Annotated in this window: 10 protein-coding genes; 5 read left to right on the forward strand and 5 right to left on the reverse strand. The window is 62.3% G+C overall.

Annotated features, from left to right (window positions below; all coding sequences use genetic code 11):
* Window positions 1-1,449 precede the first annotated feature (1,449 nt).
* From sepF to ACLJRL_RS29690, 3 genes are all read left to right on the forward strand, one after another.
* Window positions 1,450-1,905, forward strand: a complete 456-nt coding sequence (gene sepF / locus ACLJRL_RS29680) for a cell division protein SepF (RefSeq protein ID WP_410659611.1) — start codon at window positions 1,450-1,452, stop codon at window positions 1,903-1,905.
* A 58-nt stretch (window positions 1,906-1,963) separates the two neighbouring features.
* Entirely contained in the window at window positions 1,964-2,896 is a 933-nt protein-coding gene (locus ACLJRL_RS29685) for a DUF4231 domain-containing protein (RefSeq protein ID WP_410659612.1), read from the forward strand.
* Window positions 2,897-3,060: 164 nt separating this feature from the next.
* Complete coding sequence (locus ACLJRL_RS29690) at window positions 3,061-3,333, forward strand: DUF2399 domain-containing protein (protein ID WP_410659613.1); 273 nt, start codon at window positions 3,061-3,063, stop codon at window positions 3,331-3,333.
* 169 nt (window positions 3,334-3,502) lie between these two features.
* On the opposite strand, the gene ACLJRL_RS29695 is transcribed toward ACLJRL_RS29690, so the two are convergent.
* From ACLJRL_RS29695 to ACLJRL_RS29705, 3 genes are all read right to left on the reverse strand, one after another.
* Complete coding sequence (locus tag ACLJRL_RS29695; protein ID WP_410659635.1) at window positions 3,503-3,916, reverse strand: thioesterase II family protein; 414 nt, start codon at window positions 3,914-3,916, stop codon at window positions 3,503-3,505.
* The gene (locus tag ACLJRL_RS29700; protein WP_410659639.1) at window positions 3,913-4,056 is read right to left on the reverse strand and encodes a hypothetical protein; all 144 of its coding nucleotides are present in this window, start codon (window positions 4,054-4,056) and stop codon (window positions 3,913-3,915) included. Before ACLJRL_RS29700 ends, ACLJRL_RS29695 begins: the two co-directional genes overlap by 4 nt.
* Window positions 4,057-4,454: 398 nt before the next feature.
* The gene (locus ACLJRL_RS29705; RefSeq protein WP_410659614.1) at window positions 4,455-5,696 is read right to left on the reverse strand and encodes a recombinase family protein; all 1,242 of its coding nucleotides are present in this window, start codon (window positions 5,694-5,696) and stop codon (window positions 4,455-4,457) included.
* A gap of 483 nt (window positions 5,697-6,179) precedes the next feature.
* Here ACLJRL_RS29705 and ACLJRL_RS29710 point away from each other — a divergent pair, with 483 nt between their 5' ends.
* Window positions 6,180-6,803 (forward strand): hypothetical protein, encoded by a 624-nt coding sequence (locus ACLJRL_RS29710; protein WP_410659615.1) that lies wholly within the window; start codon window positions 6,180-6,182, stop codon window positions 6,801-6,803.
* Window positions 6,804-6,904: 101 nt separating this feature from the next.
* Here the strand turns inward: ACLJRL_RS29710 and ACLJRL_RS29715 are convergent, their stop codons facing one another.
* The gene (locus ACLJRL_RS29715) at window positions 6,905-7,570 is read right to left on the reverse strand and encodes a hypothetical protein (RefSeq protein ID WP_410659616.1); all 666 of its coding nucleotides are present in this window, start codon (window positions 7,568-7,570) and stop codon (window positions 6,905-6,907) included.
* A 517-nt stretch (window positions 7,571-8,087) separates the two neighbouring features.
* On the opposite strand from ACLJRL_RS29715, the gene ACLJRL_RS29720 reads away from it, so the two are divergent.
* Window positions 8,088-13,097, forward strand: coding sequence for a hypothetical protein (locus tag ACLJRL_RS29720; protein WP_410659617.1), 5,010 nt, complete (start codon window positions 8,088-8,090; stop codon window positions 13,095-13,097).
* A gap of 131 nt (window positions 13,098-13,228) precedes the next feature.
* On the opposite strand, the gene ACLJRL_RS29725 is transcribed toward ACLJRL_RS29720, so the two are convergent.
* Complete coding sequence (locus ACLJRL_RS29725) at window positions 13,229-15,235, reverse strand: hypothetical protein (RefSeq protein WP_410659618.1); 2,007 nt, start codon at window positions 15,233-15,235, stop codon at window positions 13,229-13,231.
* Window positions 15,236-15,531: the final 296 nt, after the last annotated feature.

The following is a 15,531-nucleotide window of genomic DNA, read 5'->3' on the forward strand; positions in this document are numbered from 1 at the left end:
AGGAACAGTACCTAGAATCGTTGCTTCACAACGAGATTATGACGAAGTAGTCGTACCGGACGAGTATGAACGGCCCGTCGGCGCACTTAAGTCCTTGCTGGCTGTCCGAACGTTGTGCGCGCTGCGGACGCCAGGGGCAGGTTTGGGTATCCAGTAACCATCTGGATCTGCAGTCGGTAGCCGCGCCGCCCGCCGACGGCTTTGCTTTGCCCGACACACATTGATATAACCGGCCGAGCTGCACGGACAGGGCCCGCCTCACCTGGCTACAGCATCAGACGCAGTGCCGTTGTCCAGCCAACCTGTCGCACCACCCGAACTCGCGGTTGCAGTGGATACAACATCGTTGCATCCACATCGGACAGTCCAGGTCAACTACACACCACGACCGCCGTGACGGGTTGTCGAGCGAGCACGCGATCTCCGGTGCCGTCAATGGGCTGACCGACCCACACGCCCGGGGGATGTGACGGACATCAACGCCTAGAGCCTCGGTTCGGCCTGCGCGGAGGCGCAGAAGCGCGTCACCGACGCCGGCTCGGTCAACGGTTACCGTGCGAGAGTCACCGTCACTCCCACCGCGGGTCACTGGATGAAGCCGACCACCTATAACTGGAGTTGGGGGAATTTGACGCAGGTCTGCTCGGGCGGCTGCGCCGAGTAGACCTCCGAGTGGACTCCCACGTGGTCTCCGGCACATACCACCGCCGGGACGTACCGCACAGTCCGGGAGGGAATTCTTCACGACTCTGTCGATCCTTGTTTGAGAATCCCCAGGTCAACGCCCTGGAGATTCAACTCTCAGTGGGATACACGTACTAACCACACGCCGTTGTAGCGATCACGTCTACCAGTCATTTGCCTGTCTCCCTGCCAGGATCGATCCTGATCGCGTCTGGAGCCAGCAAGCGGCGGAGACTCCTATCTCAGGCACTTCGCGGTCAGCGGACAAGACTGCGGTCCCGGGCACGGCGAGCGCTTTGTCGATGTGCGCGGTCAGGCACGTCAAGTCCGATCGGCGGCCTCCTCGTTGGGATCGGAGCGTAGACACTGCACGTTCAAGTTCTCACCGTTGCACTGTCGGCACGAAGATCGCACGGCAGACGACGGTTCCTTACCTACTCTGGAGGGCCAAGGCGGGGAGGGCTGGTTCCCTACTAGGGACTGCTCGACCTGGCCAAACCGAACGAACACGACTTCGTCCTCATCACATCCCTTCATCGCAATCGAGGTGACAGGGTCGCGGGCGGTGACTGCTGTGCCGATCCAGGGCGAGACACCCACCCGGCGGTTGAATCAGACCCTGGCGTGCAGTCAGTGACGAAACAACCTCTCCTAACTGTCGTCGAAATCCATTCGGAGCAACGCGAGATCATCTCATCGTTGGAATTTCAGGAGTCGAATCTTTAAATGTATGCCTCTAGGATATTCCCTCTAGGGAGGGGATTTGTGACGCTCGAATTCATCAAGACCTTGATCTGGCCGACGTTCGCGGCGGTAGCGCTGCTACTGGTCCTGACTTTCTTCAGCCACCGGTTCCCAGTACGGAAACCGGTTAGCCAAGGTCCGTCGTCCAGGCTTCCAGTCCCCGATGATCCGGAGAGGTTTTCTCAGTCGCTCCAGGACGCGGAGTGGCTTGCATCGCTCGAATCGGAGCCTCCGCCGGATCCGGTGGTTCACCTTGCGCAAGCCGTCCGGGTGAACCCGTCGACTTTCCGTGAGTCGGCGCAACAGGTACGCGAGAGCTTCCGCGTCGGCCGAGTGGTGATTCTCGACCTCGCCGGGACCGAAGAGTCCACCGCCGTCAGACTGGTGGACTTCTGTAGCGCCATGACCCTCACTTCACGGGGCACACTCCATCGCCTATCCAGCACGGTCCTCCTGTTGACACCACGAATCGCCTGACAAGGCAAGCCCGTACCTCACCCGTCGCGGCGGCGGCGAACCCAGACCGGAGTCATCCGTGCCCACTCGTGACAATCACGTGAACGAAGACGACGAAGACGATGACCCGACCTCCACGCTCACCCCCAAGCAGCTCGAAGAAGTACGAGCGAAGGCTCTTGCTGCCAATGCTGAGCTTCTGAAGATCAACGCTGACATTCGGCAGTTTGAGCTCTACGCCTCTCGCGCACGTGCACGTAGGCGAATGTCGCTCGCTTCCTACATTTTCGGGCCGACGCTTCTCCTGCTGCTGTACACCATCTTCTGGCTACCGTGGCTGAACAAATCCACCCTCGTAGCGGTCTGCATCCCAGGCTTCATCATCGCCATCTGGTGCTGCGGAGCGGCAGTAAAGCTGACCAAGGATCCTGGTGGCGGTCCCCGGTTGAAATTCGCTGACGGCGTCATCCGCCGACACAGCGAGGGTGAACTCGAACTGGAGATCGCGAAGCAAAAGGACACGAAGAAGCTGAAGATCGCGGACGGCGCCTTCGACCAGAAGACCCGGCGACTGATCTACAAGGAGGAGGCGTACGCGGACATCGAAAAGCTCCGCACTGACAGCAAGCGTTATCGCAACGTGAATAACCTATTGCAAGGCATCCTGATCATCGGGTCCATCGCAGCGACCGGCGCCTCCGGGGTTGCATCAAGCCTCGGACCGCTGCGGTGGGTGGTCCTGGGGTTGTCGCTCACTGTCGGTATTGCCAGCGGTTTCATGGGGTACTACAAGTACAAGGAGAGAAGCTTCTATCTCCAGCAAACCGCCGACGCCATCGAACATGAGTGGGAGGCTTTCGAGGTAGGCGTTGGCCGGTACAAGTACATAAAGAAGGAAAATCTTGCCCTCAAGGAATTCGTCGAAGAGGTCCACCGCCTCAAATCCGAGCAGCGCAAGCGGCAGCAAAACCTCGAACAACCACCCGAGACCCGCAACGCCGGCGAGCTATGATTTGCAGAACGGTTGCTAGCCCCGCCACTTAGGGGGCCATGCGATCCACCCTGGCAAGCCGCGTACGGCAAACGAGCCTCCCGGTGCAGCGAAACGCAAGCCAGATAATTAGAGGTTAGACCTTGTGAATCGACGTGCGAACGATACGGATTTATAGATCTCGCGTGCGTTTACATAAACAGTGCCCTCTCCTCGTCGTCGCGCGCACGCTGCTGGCGGCGTGCCCTCGTGCGCGTCCATGGAGGATGAGCGCGCTTGACTGCATCCGGTCAACTAAAGCTGTCGAAGTCGAAACACCTTTGAGGGTGATGCAGGCAGACACGCCCTGGGACATATCGCTGGCAGGCGCGATGACTACGGCAGGTGCGCCGGCATACGAGGAAGCGCTGCTGCCCGATCTGCTGACCGACCTGACTCGAGGACGACCACCGACGTAAGGTGCCTGTCTTTGGTTTGGTCGGGTCTGCAGGAGTCGGATCCGCCGCGTGTCGTCCGGCTGGACACGGTGAGCGGTGCGGACCTCGGCAGGTGTGAGGACCTCGGCGATGGCTTGGATGACCGTGGCGGCCTGGGTGTTGAGGTAGAAGTGACCGCCGGGGTAGGTGCTCAGGGTGAACAGGCCGCTGATGCGTTCCCGCCAGTCCCGGACCTCGTCGACAGTCGCTTTGCGATCGCTATCGCCGGCGTGGCGTGGATCGGGGTTTCCAGCAGTGGTTCCGGTTCGTAGCGGTAGGTTTCGGCGGCGGTGCAGTCGGTGCGGATCGAGGGCAGGACCATCTCCAGTGCCGCTTCGTCGGCGAAGACCTGGGAGTCGGTGCCCCCGAGTGCCTTGACCGCGGCGATCAGGCTGGCGTCGTCGCGCAGGTGCACGGTTTCGTCGCGGGCGCGGGTGGGTGCCACGCGGCCGGAGACGAACAGCGCGTGCGGCCTGGTACCGGTGGATTCGAGCCTGCGGGCGACTTCGAAGCCGAGGGTGGCGCCATGCTGTGACCGAAAAGGACGGTCGGCCGGTCCAGTCAGGGCCGGAGCGCTTCGGCGACGCCGTCGATGCCTTTTGGTCCGGCGGTCCTGCCGCCCGGGTGCTGGATCGCGAGGACGTCGGCGATTCGGCTCAGTGTTTTCGATACCGCGAAGAAGTAGCCATGCTGACCGTGGAGCAAACCCTGGACTGTTTCCTCGACGAGATGCTGTTGATCTCGGCAGCCTCCGCACCTTTGCGGCAAAGTCGTGGCCTTTTCCCCGGTCTGCGCGAGCGCGGCCCGGCTCGCTGCACGGGGTCACCCCCGACGCGATGTAGGCGGGATCCGGTGACGTCAGGAGGATCTCGCCCGAGACGTACGTGCCCTTCTGCAGCTGGGAAAGGGCTGACCTGTTGCGCCGCGACTGATTCGTGAACGTCGCGATCACCGAGAAATATGGCCACCGGCAGGCCGGGCTAGAATCAAGGTATGGCAGAACTTCTGCTACGGTTTACAGATGATCTCCCGTATCACGGGCGATTTCCCGCTCGAAGGGGTTCGCCTCTCGGACACATCATTACCCCACGGCTCGCTCAAGATCACTTGGGCGGGCCGTTTGCATTGGTGCTCGCGGTGTAGAGCGTGCCTTCTTCTCGTGCCGTGAGAGTCCATCCTTCGTCACAGCAGACGACAATTGATCCCCTTGCGCGGAGTTCCGTGGCTACCGCGCTGGTTCGCGAATGGCCATGGAGGCCGTTGTCGATGTCGAGTCGAGCGGTGAGGCTGTTGATGAGGTGGTCTTCCCTGAGGTAGATCGTTTTCGGTCGTTCAGCGGCGGGTTGGTGTGCGCTGGTGTGGCCGTGGCGGCATCGGTAGCCGGGCCGGTTGTGGACCCAGTGGGAGTCCATGCGGCGGGTGCAGAGGCCGCATTGGACGAACCCGGCAAGGGCGTAGACGCGATTGCTGCCGTCCTTCGTGATGCGGGTGGAACGAATCTGTTGTGCGGCTAGGAAGTCGGTTTCGCTGACCAGCGGGGGATGGGCGATTCTGGTTGATATTGCTGGAAGACGGTCCGGATCTTTAGTGGTGGGTCGGCGTCCCCAGACTTGTCGGCCGGTGTAGCGGGGGTTGGTCAGGATGACGGCGACGGTGCGGAGGTTCCAGGTGTTGCGGACGCGGTGCCGGTTGCGGTCGTGGTCGACGTGGGAGGGGCAGGGGATTCCGCGGGTGTTGAGGTCTCGGGCGATGCCGGCGCGGCTGCGACCGGTGAGGCGTTGGGTGAACATCCAGGCGACGTGTGGGGCGGTCGCGGGGTCGGGGGTGAGTTGCTGGAGGCGTCGTCCCCAGCTGGCTTGAGCGGTGTTGGGGTGTGGTCCGGCGTCGGTAAGGCGGTAGCCGTAGGGCGGTCGCCCGCCGAGGTAGCGTCCTTGTTGGGTGGCCTGGTTGTGCATGGCGGCCAGCACGCGGTGGAACTGGGTGCCGCAGAACGCGCGCTCGTACTCGCCTACGACGACGGCGTCGATGCTCCCGGCAGCAGCGAGTGTCAGGAGCCGCGCAGCCTGTGGCCGGGCGATCCAAGGGCGGCGTCGTGAGCAGCCTGCATCGAAGAACGAGCTGACGATCGTGCCGTGTCCGGCGATGAGGAGCTCGGAGGCTTCGCGTTGCCAGCCTTGCGATGTCGCGCGGTCTTGGTGCCGGGTGGTGGATGTCCTTCCGTAGAAGGCGAACCGCAACCCTGGCGGTGTTGACGGTGTTTCAGTGCTGGCGGCAGCAGATGGACGCTTACTCTCGATCCACCGCGCGAGAAGGTCCTGGCCGTTCACCGAGCCTGCCACCGCCATCACGACTCCGTTCGTGTCCGCCTGGAAGCTGGACGTGAGCGGCGTCTGGGTATGACAGTCCCGTGGCGCGGATTCGCCCGATGAGCCCAACTCACAGGCGGTCGGGCACTCCGTCGATGTACCTACCTAGGTGTATAACACCATGCACGCAGCGGCTTTGCCATTCTTACCGCGGGCGCTGTCGATAATCCGCTGGTTAAGAGTCGGCACCTTGGCGTGTCGGATGGTGTCGAGTGATGCCGGACAAGACCTTTTCGTCTGGTCACCGCGTATTGGCTGTGTCGAGGTGTGTCGAGGTGTGTCGAGGTGTGTCGCCTGGTGTCGGACTGTTTCGGACCTCTCGGGCTCGTCTCGGGCTCGCGGATGCCGGGTTCTGTCGCTTGGTCCGGCCACTTTGGGGGGCCGTGTTGGGTGGCAGGAGTGATGAGGGTGGGGGACCGGCGTGATCCAGTTGTGTCGGCTGTAAGCAAGATGGTGGGGACCGTGGTCGAGCTGACGTTCCTTTTCGGGTTCGGCAACGTGTTAGCGCTTGCTCTCCGGCTCGGTGTCCCGGTGTGGGTCGCGCCTGCGGTGGACCTGACGATCGTGGCCTTGCTCGTGGCGATCCGCCGACTTTCGGCGCATGGAGCGGCTCCTGAGGTTCTGCGCTCGGCGCGGCGGCTTCTCGTTCTCGCGAGCGTGGTGACGTTGGCGTTGAACGTAGCTGAGCCTCTGATCGCTGGAGAGATCGGCAAGGCGATGTCCGACGCAGTGGGGCCGCTGTTGCTGATCGGCTGGTCCGAAGTCGGGCCGGGCTTGCTACAGGCGCTGGCAGACCTCCGGGAAAGCGTGCAGAAGCCTCCTGCCCATGTATCGACGATCGCGGTACGAGAGATTACGCCGGAGGAGCAGAGCGGGCCCCTGGCGGGACTTGACGACGACTTAGTTGAGCGTGCGAAGCAGATTGATGCTCGTCATCGGGAGTTGCACCAACGGCCTGTCTCGGCCGAAGGGCTTCGCAAAGCCTTGGGCGTGGGGGCAGAGCGCTCCCGCATCTTGACGCGTGTGGTCCGCTCGGAATGGCGCGGATCGTCGCATCCGGCAGCCAAACCTGCTTCTCAAAGCTAATTCTGGTTGATTTCGGTGCGGACGGCAGCTGTTTCGCCCCTGAGGAGGCTCTCTGGTGCTGTTGCCTCGGCAAGTCTTCCCCGGCCGCCAGATCACGGGTCTTACCCCTCTGCGGCCTGGAAGTAGAGACCGTAGCGAACCTCGAACTCTGCGAGGTTCATGCAGGGGTGAAGCCGCAAGTGCCCGCGATCGTGCTCGCGACGCAAAGTGGCGACAACGTTCTCGACGAGATCGCCGATCTTCTGGAGGTTGATCACTGTGTCGCGTCCTCGGATTGCATTGTAGTCACCGGGCCATGGCTGCGTCGGTAATGTGACGAGCGGGGTGTGATCGTCATGGGCCAGCTTGAAGAGGTGGTGCGCTCGGCTGGGGCGTTTGGATGGGCTTGCCAACGAGTAGTCATGCGCCAGTGAGCATCGCAACGCGTAGAGAGCGTCTATGCGCGCTGGGTCGAGGTTGGTGAAGCAGGCAAGCGCCTGGTAGATCGGCGGTCTCGAGCGATCGTTTATCGCGTTTGCGAGAGTGAAGGTCTTGCCGATCTGGTCGAGTAGGACGAGGTAGGCGGTTGCCCCCAGCCACAACGTTTCACTTAGCCTGACTAGTTTTCCCGTGGTGTTCCTTCCAGCCGCATGCCGAGCGTCTCCCAGGATAGCGTTGAAGCTAGACCGGTACTGGCGGCCGTTAACTGGTGGCATGTCGGTCAAGTGCCTGGTGATCGCTGCACGCGTACTTTCATCAAATGGTTGTGCCGTGCTGTCCGTCGTCATGGGAGGTCCTTCACGCTGATTCTCTCTGTTCGGAGCCGAACAGAGTAGGTTACTTGAACGCTGCAAGTGGTTTTAGGCCTGACATGCTGAGTGGCAGGCACTCGGAACGCACCTCGCGCTACCGGAAAGAACGCCGTCACCTTCCGGCGCGCGTCGTGCTATACGAGACTTCCTCCTTTACCTCGGAAGACATCAACGGCGTCCGTACCGCAGCCGACGGGATCGAGCCCGTCGGATCGGCCGGCGGTGATCAGGTACCTGTTCGCGACCTGGCTCCGGGTATCAACCGTCGAATCGTCGCCGGGCGAAGGCAGTAGAACGGCTTCCAGTTGGCGGTGAGAGTCTCCTGAAGGATTTCAGTCTCGGTATGGCTGATACACAACCACGCGGCGCGCTCGTGTCTGAGCGGGCGTGATCTATCGGCGTGGCTTGTAGTCGCCGCATGGCTGCGGTAGCGGCGGGTTCCGGAACGGCGTGGGCTTGCGGTTGTGTCGGTGGTCGGTCATATGGTGATGGGATGGTGAGCGGAGACAGCACCGGGCAGTCAGCTAGTCCATACTCGACGGGCGGTGGCGGTACCGTGCTGGAGCATCGGTTTGGCGCTGTCTTGCTGGCTGATCTGCTTTTGGGTGATCCCGTGACGGCGTTGGGTGACGATGTGACACCGGCGGAGGTGTCTTTTCAGGACAGCAGTACTAGTCCTGTTGATGATGTGGTCGTGGCAGGTGAGACCGCTGGCGGTGTACGGCGGCGGTTGTCAATCGGGGTCCGACGAGACCCCAAGATCACCGCCAGTGATGACTCCACGGCCGAGCTCCTTGTTTCCTACTTGCGGGTAGTCACCGACCACTGGCAGGAGGTATCTACGGGCAATTGGCGGTTGGCGCTCGCGGTTGCGAGCCCGAATACCGCCGTACAGCAGGTGCGTGAGCTTGCCGTGATCGCTCAGGGGCAACCTGACGAGGGATCGTTCCGAGCTGCTGTGCGGCGACCGAAACGTACGAACGAGGCGGTGCGCAAACGCTTGGTGCATTTCGACGCGTTGATCGCCAAGGCTGCTGCTGACGAGAAGGTGAGCACCACCGCCGCCAGTTCCGAATTGACGTGGCGGGTTCTCCACGTATTGCGGCTGATTGAGTTACGACTGGATTCAGGCGATGAGTCTGACCGCACCACCGTCGTGAGTCGCCTCCGGAGCGTCGTTCCAGACAAAACCTTGACAAGTGCAGAGGCTCTGTTCAAAGCGCTGGAGAGACTGTCTCAGGGCTTTGCCCCCACGGGCGCCCGTGTCACGGAAAGCTCGTTGCGCCGAGACTTGTCCGGGACGGCGATCGACCGTTCGCATTCCTACGCGATGGCGTGGCAGGTTCTGGACCGGCTGGCAGAAACCGCCGAAGCCTTCGTGCAATTCGGACTGGCCGGAGCCAAAAACCGCCTGGAACTGACGCGTGCCGGGGCCGCCGAGACGTTGGCCAAAGAGATGGCTAAGGCTGCGGTTGAGGTATCTGCGCTGGTCGTTACTGGCGAGCCCGATGCTGGCAAGTCGGCACTGGTTCTGAGGACTGCTCAGCGGTTGCGAGCCAATGGCGCCGCGGTCATGGTGCTCAACCTGCGCGAAATGCCCGCGACACTGGCGGATTTCGAGGCGCGGCTCGGCGCTAGCCTCACCACAGTTCTGAGTGCGTCTGCAATGGGAACTGTGGGACGCCTGCTGATCATCGACGGTGCAGAATCAGTGCTTGAAGGCCGTTCGCAGTTGCTGTCAGCCCTCGCCCGTGCCGCCATGGCCGCCGGCCTCGGTGTGGTGACTGTGACCCGCTCGGATGGTTCCGCAGCGGTTCGCGGACTGCTAGAGCAGGCTGCGCAGAGTCTCGAGGGTAACCGTGCCGCAACTGACAGTGTGGTCCGCGAGCACGAGGTTCCTCGGCTGACTTCGGCCGAGATCGAACATCTGGTCAAGGTATTCCCACAGCTGGGCCGATGGGCCGACGACCAGCGAGCAGTGTGGCTTCTGGGCAGACTTGGTCTCGTCGACATGGTGTTGCGGTCTGGACCGGACGTGTCGGCGCCCGAAGGGCAAGTGTCGGAAGCAGGTCTCTTCGCAGTGGTGTGGCATCACCTAGTACGCCGCGGCGAGATCCTGCAGCCAGGGGGGCCGTCTCCTGATGCACGTGATCAGGCTCTGAGGACATTGGCCCGACGCGAGCTACTTCCTCAGAACAACACCACGTTGCCAGATCCGGCAACGTTGCCTTCTCTGCGTTCAGACGGTTTGCTAGTGGTCCTCAGCGCGAAGAGCGCTTGGAGCGCGGCTGATCGATTCGCCAGCGATCTCGTCCGCGACATGGCGATCGTGCGCATGCTCGTCACCGACGGCTTCGATCTCCTAGCCGCCGCCGAGGCGCCGCGCTGGGCTCTCCGCGCCGCCCGCGTGGCATGCCAAGCCCAACTCCTCGACTCGACCGACTTCAGGCGCTCGTTCAGCATGATGCGCACAACCTTCGAGCAGTTCGCAGCCAAGCACGGATCGCGGTGGTCGGACGTGCCGTGGGAGGCGGTGCTCACCCTCGGCGATGCCTCGGACGTTCTCCAGCAAGCATGGCCCGACCTGCAGCGCGACCAGCATGCCGGGTTGCGCACCGCGATCCGTATTGCCATGCAGCGCCAGGCCACAGGCGATGTCGGCGATCCAATTGTCCTCGGACCGCTGGTCGAATTGACGTTTTGCCGCGACGAAGCCGTACCCACGGACGACGACTTCGGGAAAGACAACCTCGATCGTTCAATCCGCGAACTGGTGCTTGCCTGGCTGCGTGGACTGGTGTCAGCAGACAACGTCCAACCTGTCCCGCTTCGGCAACGAGTGCGGGACCGCATCCTCGCTGCGAAGCCTAAGCACTGGGACGATTTCGCGGTGGAGGCACTCGCGATGCTCGGGCCTGATCTCGACGAGCACGTCGAGGCGTTCCTGAGAGGCATCGCCGACGATTGCGCCGGTCATCTCGAACCGGTGGTAGAGCGCTTCTGGCCTGCGGAGATGATGGCCCGGCGACAACCAGACCTCCTGCTGGCCTTGGCGGAGGCCTATTACATCAAGCGCTATGACGTCACGAAGGCCAAGTATGATTGGTCTGATTCTTACTCTTTCGATGGAGGCATTCGACGGCATCGCGGTAGATCTGGCTTTTCAGAGCGGATGGTTGCGTGGCAGCACGGACCGTTCTGGCAGCTGTTGCGCGTTCGAATGGTGCCTGCGATAGAGATGATTAACCGAATGCTGGATCACGCGGCGATTGTCCGCGTTACCGGCCGAGACAAGTCCATTCCAACATCCGCTGATGAGTTGCCCGGCGTGGACTTGGAGCTGCCAGGCATCGGCGTTCGGACCTGCATTGGGGATGGGCACGTATGGTCCTGGTATCGAGGATCGTCAGTTGGCCCGTACCCATGTATGAGTGCGTTGCTCGCTGTCGAGCGGCTCGCCGACCAGCTTGTGTCCATCGCCGAAGTGTCGTTGGACAAGGTAGTTCAGCTGCTGCTACGCGGCTGCAACAACCTTGCCATGCCTGGCCTGCTGGTCGGGTTCCTCACGCGACATCTGGAACAGGCAGGTCCTTTGCTCGACGATTGGATGCGCAACCCCGACGTGTGGCACTTGGAATTCAGTCGGGTTACCGGAGAAGGTATCCACCATGTCCAGGGCCTAGATGCCCCGGACGTTGTTGGTCGTTCTCGCCGGAGGATGACCCTCCGCGACGTTGCCGCCGAGTTTACTATTGGTGCCGTTCTCGCCGGTGATCAGACTAGACTGAATGAGCTTTCTAAGGTAGGTGAAGACCTCGTTCGGCGTGCTGACGAACTCATGGCAGACTCTGTTGGCGACGAACAGATCGACCGGTTTCTCACCTCTGTACAAGGGTGGGCCGCGACATTCAGGCCGGACAATTACCACCTGGAATCGGGCGAGGAGGGCAACCTTGTTGTGCAGTACAAGCATTCCGAACCACTGGCCACTCGTATGCAGCCCGAAGCTGAGAAGTTTGCCCGCAACAACGAAGCCTTACGACTGCAGAACACATACGCCAAGTCTGCCGAACGTGTCGCACCGGTGGATAACATTCTGGCCGATATCGCCCTTGCGCGTTCGTTCGGTGAAGATCTGCCCGACATTACGCTCGACCCCCTGGACCCGATAGCCGCCGTCGCCGCGGCCGCAGCTGTCGCACATGCCGACGACCGCGTGCAGGTACCAGGTGATGACCTCCGATGGGCGGCCGATGTCCTCATCCGGGCAATTACCGAACCCAGTTCCAGCGATTACGAACCCGGATCCTTCTACTCGCTCGGCGCAGATCGTTCCGCGGCGACCGGGTTGCCGGCGCTGCTCGCCGTGGCATCCGAGGACACCAACCTCGACCAACAAGCGATCATTAACGCTCTCGGACAATGCACCACAAGCCACTACAACGAAGTTCGAATCGCGGCAGCCACAGCTGTCGAACGGGTCTGGTTCGCGCCGTGCAAAATCGACCAGCTATCAGGAGAGTGCCGCCACGAAGCCGTCCTGGACATTGTGCGGACGGGCCTGCAAGACTGCCGCCTCGATGACTGGGACTCCGTCACCGGACGACGCGGCCGACTGCCCCTCGAAGGCCCGTACGAGCAGACCCTTCATCAGGTGGAGAGCGAACAGCTCTATCTGACGTCGCTCATTCCTCCCCTGATCGCCGCCGCATCGGCGTCACGCAATGACAGCTGCATCAAAGATCAGGCGCGGAAACTCACCGATGCCTTGCTCGATGCACACCTTCGCGCCACCGACCACTGGTCCAGGGAAGGATACGAGAACCGACACAGCAAACATGGGGTATGTGTGATCCTTGACCTGGCTATCAACGGAAGTACAGACCCGTTGAAGATGTACGTGCGAGAGCTCGCATCCAATGCCCACGCTTTGCATAGCCTTCTGCACGACCTTGCGATGCTGTTCACCTATGACGACGACGCACGTATTTCTCTTGAGCGAGTTTGGTCTATCGCGCTGGAGACAGCCTTGGACGCCATCGGCGATGGGACCGTGCTATACGCCAACGATCACTGGGTCGATTACGCGCTCGGAGCCCTGCTACCTGTCCCCACCATCGACATCAGCGACGTTGATATCGACGCAACCCTGGCTCATGCTCGCCAAGGCTGGATGCACCCAGACTTCCTCGCTGACCTCGTAGCTCGCTGGATGCGGATCGCACGCCGCGAGCCCAAAGCCCTCGACGCACTCGTAAATCTCGCGAAATGCGCTCCGCTGGAATGGCAGCGGGACACAGGACTGGCCTGGGTTGAAGAACTGATCCACGGCACGTACGACGCCATCGCCTACCGATGCTGGTACCTGATCGACTGGCTCGAGACCATCCACTCAGGCTACGACATGCAGCTGGAACAGCTCACACGATGGCGCCGCCTCGTGGACGGATTGGCAGCCGCGGGCGATGACCGAGCTGTCAGACTGCAACGAATCGAGGAATGACTCTTCACGTGGCCTCGTGGAGGTGGTGCCTGCGGTGCTTTCCGGTAGCCGATACGGCTGTCGAGATCTGGCGGACGTTCATGTTCCTCGATTCAGGGCTTCGGGCTGGTCTGACGCTCGGGAGGGAGCGGCTATGAGAGCCGGCGGATGAGACCGGTGTAGCCGGCGATCGCCAGGGTCGCCAGCGCCCAGACAGCGAGCTGGATCAGCCACAGTCCTGCGGTGAAGAGCTGCCCCGTTGAGGAATAGGTGTCCAGGTCGCATCGGCTGCGGATTCCGGTTGTCGCCAACGGGAGGCCCCGGTCGAGACCCAGTCCGACACGCTCGATGAGCGAGCAGGTGGTACCTGCTGGAGCGGTTGCGGAGACCGGTGCCGCGACGCGTCGTCCGTTGTCTCCGGTGACACTTCCGGCGATGATTCCGAGGAGTGAGGCGAGTATCAGGGCGCAACCCAGTGCGGCGGCGACTCTGCGGATGCGGTAGCCGTAGCCGGCGAATTTGCCCCAGAGCCAATGAATACCGCGGGTGAACCAGCCGCCGAGGTCTCCGCGGGCACGGAGGTCGTCCTGCTGGGCGCGGAGAACCGTGCGGGCTTCGTTGTCGTGTCCGTATGACTTGAGCAGGAGAGCGAGCTGCTGGTAGGGCTGCGGGCTGTATTCGGGGGTGTGGTGACGCAGAAGATGCCGCCAGCGATCGGAGTCCACGCCTGGGAAGAACGCGTAGGTCAAGCCGGCGACGTTGACTTCGGCGGCTGAGGTCGCGTGGTCCCTGTCGTCGGAGCAGATCTTGGCGGGGGACAGGGCGAACTCTCTCGTTTTGGTGGCGGTGAGGTCGAGGATTCGGCCGTTCTTGTCGAGGAGTTCGATACCGGTGAGGTCGAGTTCTCCCTCGATCACAGCGCCGGCGAGGACGACCGAACCGGTGAGCCGGACGTCTGTGCTGAAGTCGATGTCGTTGTGCACGTGGAGCCGGTCGGCGGCGAGAGCGGGGCCTGATGCGTTGGTGATCCGAGCCGCGTTGCCGACGAGCTGGGTGCCGATGTCCGCCCCGGTCAGGCGCACCGCTCCGTACGGACCTTCTCCTCGGGCTGTGAAGCCTTCGCACAGATAGATCGACTCACCGACCTGAAGGTCGCGAGCCGAGATGGCGGGCTCGGTGCTGTTGCTGATCTGTGCGCTGGAGGCGTCCAGTTCCCCGGCGATGCGAGCACCCGTCATACGGACTGCCCCACGTTCTCCGTAGCCCGAGACCTGGAGACCGTTCTTCATGGACAGATCTGCCGCTATCCGGATTCCGTCGGACGAGAAGGCCGGTCCGGAGTCATTGGTGAGCCGCGCGCCGTCGAGCACCAGTCCGTTGCCGAGGGTCGCCGAGCGTAGGCGAATAGTGCCATCCGACCCGTGACCGACCGCTTTGAACGGTTCGGACATGAAGACCGCGCCGTCGACGGTGAGCTGTTCGCCAATGAAGGCCGGCCCTGAATCGTTCACGAGTTCGGCTTGGGTGAGTATCAGCTGTCCGCCGATGCGGGCTTCGGCGAGACTCAAGGTTCCCTTCTGACCGGCTCCGCTTGCGTAGAACTGCTCCTTGAGACAGAGGGAACCGTCTACGCGGAGCCGGTCGGCGGCCAGCCCCGATCCAGACTTGCTGATGAGACGCGCTCCCGAAAGGTTCAGCTTGCCGTGGATATGAGCGGCGATCAGCTCGACCGCGTGGCCGTCGGCCGTGGCGACGGTGAATCCGGCATCGAGGTCGACCTTGCCGTCGACTTCGAGCCCGTTCGCGGCGAGCCTCGGCATAGAGGAGCCGGTCAAGGCCAGCCAAGGAAGATGCGCCTCCTCGATCGTCAGCTCGTGGTCGAACGCGCAGCCGACCAGGGCCAGCCCGATGTCAGGGTGGACGTGCCGAAGGTCCAGTCTTCCCGTGATGCGGGCACCCGCTACTCGGATACCTCGTGGATCGAGCCCTTGGTCACCGGAGAGCAAGGCGTCCCGAATCGCGTCCGCGGGGAGTTGATGTTCCGGCTTCTGGCTGACACGCAGCGACTCGGTGCCGAGCGTGCTCACACGGAACTCGGTCCCGCTGCGCGCGGCTTTGAGCAACGTGCCGGGCGCGTTGAATACGACGGGAATGGCCATATGGAGTAGTCGCTGCCTTCAGGAGTCCGCGTAACGCCTGAACCGAACAGTGATCGTTTCGAGACCGAAAGCATGCTAGTTAAGAGGTGGCAGTCGGAGGACATCCTTGACAGGGTCCTCGTCAGGGACACAAACGTACGCGACCGGAATTTCTAGAGCCGCGTTCCCGTGGGATCAGGCTAATCTGCGCGGTCCGGGTCTAGCCGGGTAGGCGTATCGGCTACGTCTCGGCTGAGCGGCAGCGTGTAACACGTCGTGGCCTGCGGCGACTTGACGAGTCGTTCGGAAGAATTTCG

The sequence above is a fragment of the Amycolatopsis sp. lyj-112 genome, assembly GCF_046549055.1.
Lineage (GTDB): Bacteria > Actinomycetota > Actinomycetes > Mycobacteriales > Pseudonocardiaceae > Amycolatopsis.